The sequence below is a fragment of the Streptomyces sp. CB01201 genome (genome assembly GCF_002803085.1).
Taxonomy (GTDB): domain Bacteria; phylum Actinomycetota; class Actinomycetes; order Streptomycetales; family Streptomycetaceae; genus Streptomyces; species Streptomyces hundungensis.
On the sequence record NZ_NNBJ01000007.1, the window covers coordinates 226,948 to 231,925 of the forward strand.

Sequence of the window (4,978 nt, forward strand, 5' to 3'; positions counted from 1 at the left end):
GAGCCCAAAGGGGCGGCGGCCGCGACCGGGACAGGTCGCGGCCGCCGCCCGTCCCGGGTCAGGGTCCGCCCTTTCTCATCAGGGCTTGCGGTACACGCTGTGGTGCACCCGCCACTGCTGCGGGCGCGGCCGGTCCTGGTCGGGGAGCGCGCGAAGCTCGGCCAGGGCCGGCTCCACCACCCGCGCCCAGGTGTCGTCGTCGACGTTCCACAGGAACGGCGGCAGGCGCCGTTCCAGGCTCTCCAGCAACTGGCGCGGTGAGGTGGCCCGTTCGTAGTCCGGCGCGAAGTCGTGACCGACCAGCAGCAGACCGGCCTTCCGGGCCGCGGCGTCCAGCCTCTCGGGGGTGTCGGGGCGCGGCGGGTGCAGTTCGCCGAGCCGGTCCAGCACGGCGACCAGTTCGTCGGGGTCGGCCGCAGGGTCCCCGTGCGCGGCCAGCAGCCGTCCGTCGGGCGTCAGCACCCGTACGGCCTCGCGCAGGGCCGTGGGCATGTCGGCCACCAGGTGCAGCACATGGACGAAGACCACGTTCGCGAAGGCGCCGTCGGGGAAGGGCAGCGACTGCGCGTCCGCCACGGCGACCCTGCCCCCCAGCCTGCTGTGGGCGCGCGAGAGCATCTGCGGCGACAGGTCCACGCCGTACACCCGGTGGCCCAGTTCGCTCAGGCCCGCCGCGACGATCCCGGTGCCGGTGCCGACCTCCAGCACCGGGCCCGGCGTGAGATCGGCGACGAGCCGGGCGGCGGCCTCGCGGCCGCGCTCGATCCCGCCTCGCATCCGGTCGTAGTCGTCCGCCACGCGGTCGAATGCCATCGACTCCGTCATGATGCAGCCTCTCGTGCTGGGTTGTGTTCCTGGCCGGGCGCTTCGACACCCCACCGGATCTCGGGATGGGCGACTTCGCGCGTGATGCGTTCCGGCGCCCGGACGAACTCGGTGATCAGCTCCGCCACCGGCGCCGACCTGTCGTGCGGGGCGTAGTGGCCGGCGCCCGCCAACTCGGCGTACCGGGCGTCGGGGAAGCAGCGGGCCGCGGCTCGCGCCCGGGCGGGCGAGGAGATGGCGTCGAACTCGGAGCCCACGAAGAGGACCGGCACCTCGACGGCCGGAGCCTGCTGCGCGGTGTCCAGCGTCCATAGGTCGACCAGCTGGCGGGCGTAGCGCAGCAGCTTCTCCGGTGCGAGAAAGGGCCTGCGTACCTCCTCGGCCAGCGCCTGGCTGAGGACCCCGAGGACTCCGGCGTCCTGCCCGGGCCCCGTCTTCTCCCCGCCGCCGGCGCTGCCCGGCGCGAGCAGCCCGACCATCCGCTCCGCCTTCTCCGGTCTGCGGGCCAGGGCGCGGCAGACCGCTTCGAGATTGCGTTCGTACGGTGTGTCCATCCCGCCCCACAGGCCGTCCTGTTTGAACGTGGCGTTGAGGAAGACCAGGGAGGCGACGTCGCCGGGTCGGCGCCGCTGGTACGCGGTGGCGATCTTGGCGCCGGTGCACCAGCCCACCAGGTGGAAGCGGTCGGCACCGGTCAGGCCGAGCACCGCCCGCAGATCGTCGAGCTGGTGGTCGATGTCCCAGGGCGGCAGGTCGGGGTCGGTCCCGCGGACCTGCCAGGACACCACCCGCCGGTGCGCCGCGAGCTGGCGCGCGAGGCGGTCGAGGAAGCCGTGTCCCTGCCCGAGCGCGTTGATGAGGACCAGGGGCGCCTGGTCGGCCGTCCGGGCGGTTCCCACTTCGAACAACGTCAACGGCGCGCCCGCGACCTCGACGGTACGGGTCGGACCTTGCGGCGGCGTTTGGGTCGCCGCCCTGTCCTGGTTCTCCCGGACCGCGCCGAACAGCTCCCACTGGGCGGCCACGGAGAGGGCCTCGGCCGCGCCGTCGGCGGCGCTGCCGCCGAACCGGACGGCCGCGCTCCGTACCAGGTCGAGCCGCAGGTCGAGCAGCCGTTCCGCCGCGGTGAAGCCGTCCCGCCCGGTCACGGGGCGCAGATCGATGCCGTACACGGCGCCCGCGCGCGGCAGCAGCTCCTCCAGCGGCGTCGGCACGGGCTGGGGCAGGGTGGCGAAACCGTCGGGCAGGCCGGGCGGACCCGCGGCGTCCCACAGCCACTCGGCGGCCCGTCCGGCCGGGAGCAGCGGAAGCCCGCGCCCCCCGAGCCCGGCCACGCGCAGCGGATGGTGCTGGAACCAGTCGGGTACGCGGTCGGTGATCTCCGACCTGACGGAGCACAGTGCTCCGAGCAGATGGTGCGGTCCTGCCGGGCACTCGCCGAGCAGCGGCGCGGCGGCATCGATCACCGGGGGCGTACGCAGCACGCGCCAGGCGGCCCCGTGGGCCAGGCAGCTCTCCACGGTGGCGCGTTCCAGCTCACGGTAGGGCCTGGGCGGGGCCGCGCGGTCCTTACCCTCCGCCCCCGAAGGGCCGACGTGCACGTACCTGGCCGTCCGCAGCGCGGGCAGGGCGGCGAGCAGCGCTCCGGCGACGGCGCTGTCGGCGCACGCCGCGCGCACCGGGTCGGGGTCCAGGCCCGGGGTCACACACCAGACCTCGTCGGCCGTCTCCGCCGCGAGTGCCCCCGCCAGGGCGTCCGGGTCCAGCCGAAGGACCCGCAACCGGTCACCCGGGTCGTCCGGCGCCGTGCCGGGCGCGCTGTCCAGGACGAAGGTCCGGAGGGTCGCGGTGTCGGGCCCCGGTGCGGTCGGGCGGCTCCTTGCCGCCAGCAGCAGCAGGAGCGAGGGGCGGTCGGGTGCCGCGAGCCGGTGGGCCGCCAGACGCCCGGCGAGAGAGGCCGAAGTGCCGGCGAGCAGCACATGGTGGGACATCGTCCTGTCCTCCTGGAGCGGTGCTGCGGGCCGCGCGGCGGGGCACGTGTTCCCGGAAAAGGCGAGAGAAGAGAAGACCATCAATGGTGCAGGAATTCACCACCCTCTTCTGCTCAAAAGTGAGCACGCCGGTAATTGCCTGGAATGGCATTGTGGAGACCGCTTCCGTGCCGTGTGGAATCCGGTACCGGAATTGCTGATTACTCCGTCGCTGAACACCTCCGCGGTACCGAAGGACCGACGAAAGGACGCACGGCATCGTGACAGCTCACTGGGACGCCACGTTCGAGAAACTGGTCAGGGCGGCGCTCACCGGCTACCCCGCCGAGGCCCCCCTGGAGCCCGGAGTCCCGCTGCCGGCCCACGGCCTCGACTCGCTGGGCATGGTCGGCCTCTCCGCGTCGCTGGAGGACGCCTACGACTTCACGTTCCCCGACGCGGCACTGGTGCCTGCCACCTTCGCGTCACCGGAGAAGCTGTGGGACACCGTCACCGCCTGCCTGCCGGGCACGCCGTGACCGGCAAGCCGCTGGAGGGCTGGTTCCAGGACGGCCTGGCGCTCAACCCGCACGGGCCGGCGCTCCGCATACTCGACCGCAGCTGGACCTACACCGAGGTGGACCGTACGGCGCGGTCCTGGGCGGCGGCGCTCAGCGCGCGGCACGGGCCGCCCCGATCCGTGGCCGTGCTGGCCGCGAAGACGCCCGAGGCGTACATCGGCCTGCTGGCGGCGCTCTACGCGGGCGCGACCGCCGTGCCGCTCAACCCGGAGAACCCGCCCGCCCGCAACGGCGCCGTACTGCGGGCCGCCGGGTGCGAGGCGGTCGTCGCCGACCCGGCCGGCGCGGCCGGGCTGGCGGAGGTGATCGCCGGGGCCGCGGTGCACTCGGTCCTGGCGCCGGAGGAGCTGCCCGGCGCACTCCCGTCCCTGCGGGTCACCCCCAACGACGCGGAGGCGGCCGGGTTCGTCACGCCGCCGCGCGCGCCCGACGACATCGCCTACACCCTCTTCACCTCCGGCTCGACCGGGACACCCAAGGGCGTGCCCATCAGCCACGCCAACGTCTCGTCCTTCCTGCGCTCGTCGCTGCCCCGCTACGGCGTGCGGACGGACGACTGCTTCAGCCAGGTGCACGAGACCACGTTCGACCTGGCATTGGCCGACATCTTCCCGGCCTGGGCGGGCGGGGCCTGTGTGTGCGTGCTCTCCCGCCTCCAGGCGCTGGACCCGGCGCGCTGGGTGCGCCGTTACGGTCTCACCGTCTGGCACAGCACCCCCAGCCTGGCACGCGGCCTGCAGCGCAAGAGACTGCTCGCGCCCGGCAGCCTCGCTGGACTGCGGCAGTCGGTGTTCGCGGGCGAAGCCCTGATGACCGACACCGCCAGGTACTGGCAGCGGGCCGCGCCCGACGGGGTGATCGACAACATCTACGGTCCCACCGAACTCACCATCGCCTGCTCGGCGTTCCGCTTCGACCCCGCCGTCCCGGACGCCCAGTACGGCGCGACCGTGCCCATCGGCACGCCCAACGACGGCATGGAGGCAATCCTGCTGGGCGCCGACGGCGAGACCACCTCAGGGCTCGGGGAACTGTGCCTCACCGGCGGGCAGATGTTCGCCGGCTACCTCGACCCGGCCCAGAACGAGGGCCGTTTCCTCCAACGCGCGGGACGGCGCTGGTACCGGACGGGCGACCAGGTGCGCGCCGACGACGCGGTGGGTTTCGTCCACCTCGGTCGCGGCGACTCACAGGTGAAGATCAACGGCTACCGGGTCGAGGTCGGCGAGGTGGAGGCCGCGCTGCGCGAAGTCTCCGGCGCGGACGCGGCCACGTTCGCCGTCGACGCCCCGTCGGGAGCGGTGCTCGCCGCCTACGTCCTGTGCGACGCGGAACCCGACCTGAAGGCGCTGGTGGAGCAGATGGCCACCCGGTTGCCGGCCTACATGCTGCCCCGGTACGTGTGGTGGCGCCCGGAGGCGCCGCTGAACGCCCACGGCAAGACGGACCGGAACCGGTTGCGCGAGGAGGCGGCCCGCGAGGTCGCCGACCGCGCTCAATTCTGAGCAGGCGGGTCCGGGCCGGCTGCCTAGGGTCGGACCCCGCACGATCGCGATGTGACCACTGCCCGCGGGCGTGGGGTGAACGAGGGGATGTGCGGTC

Annotated in this window: 4 protein-coding genes; 2 read left to right on the forward strand and 2 right to left on the reverse strand. The window is 73.7% G+C overall.

What is annotated here, in order from left to right; all coding sequences use genetic code 11:
* Positions 1 to 78: 78 nt before the first annotated feature.
* Positions 79 to 813 carry a class I SAM-dependent methyltransferase gene (locus CG740_RS16915; RefSeq protein ID WP_159030313.1) on the reverse strand — a complete coding sequence of 245 codons (735 nt, stop codon included), beginning with the start codon at positions 811 to 813 and terminating at the stop codon, positions 79 to 81.
* Positions 814 to 821: 8 nt separating this feature from the next.
* Positions 822 to 2,816 (reverse strand): alpha/beta fold hydrolase, encoded by a 1,995-nt coding sequence (locus CG740_RS16920; RefSeq protein WP_100575969.1) that lies wholly within the window; start codon positions 2,814 to 2,816, stop codon positions 822 to 824.
* A 260-nt stretch (positions 2,817 to 3,076) separates the two neighbouring features.
* Here CG740_RS16920 and CG740_RS16925 point away from each other — a divergent pair, with 260 nt between their 5' ends.
* On the forward strand, positions 3,077 to 3,334 hold the full coding sequence (locus tag CG740_RS16925; RefSeq protein ID WP_159030314.1) for a phosphopantetheine-binding protein: 258 nt from the start codon (positions 3,077 to 3,079) through the stop codon (positions 3,332 to 3,334).
* Positions 3,295 to 4,881, forward strand: a complete 1,587-nt coding sequence (locus tag CG740_RS16930; protein ID WP_100575970.1) for an AMP-binding protein — start codon at positions 3,295 to 3,297, stop codon at positions 4,879 to 4,881. The genes CG740_RS16925 and CG740_RS16930 overlap by 40 nt, the downstream gene beginning before the upstream one ends.
* The last annotated feature ends 97 nt before the right edge of the window (positions 4,882 to 4,978 follow it).

What these genes read in the sequence shown, in the direction of transcription:
- CG740_RS16915 (WP_159030313.1), bottom strand. Translation starts at nt 813, where the DNA reads ATGGCATTCGACCGCGTGGCGGACGACTACGACCGGATGCGAGGCGGG.
- CG740_RS16920 (WP_100575969.1), bottom strand. Translation starts at nt 2,816, where the DNA reads ATGTCCCACCATGTGCTGCTCGCCGGCACTTCGGCCTCTCTCGCCGGG.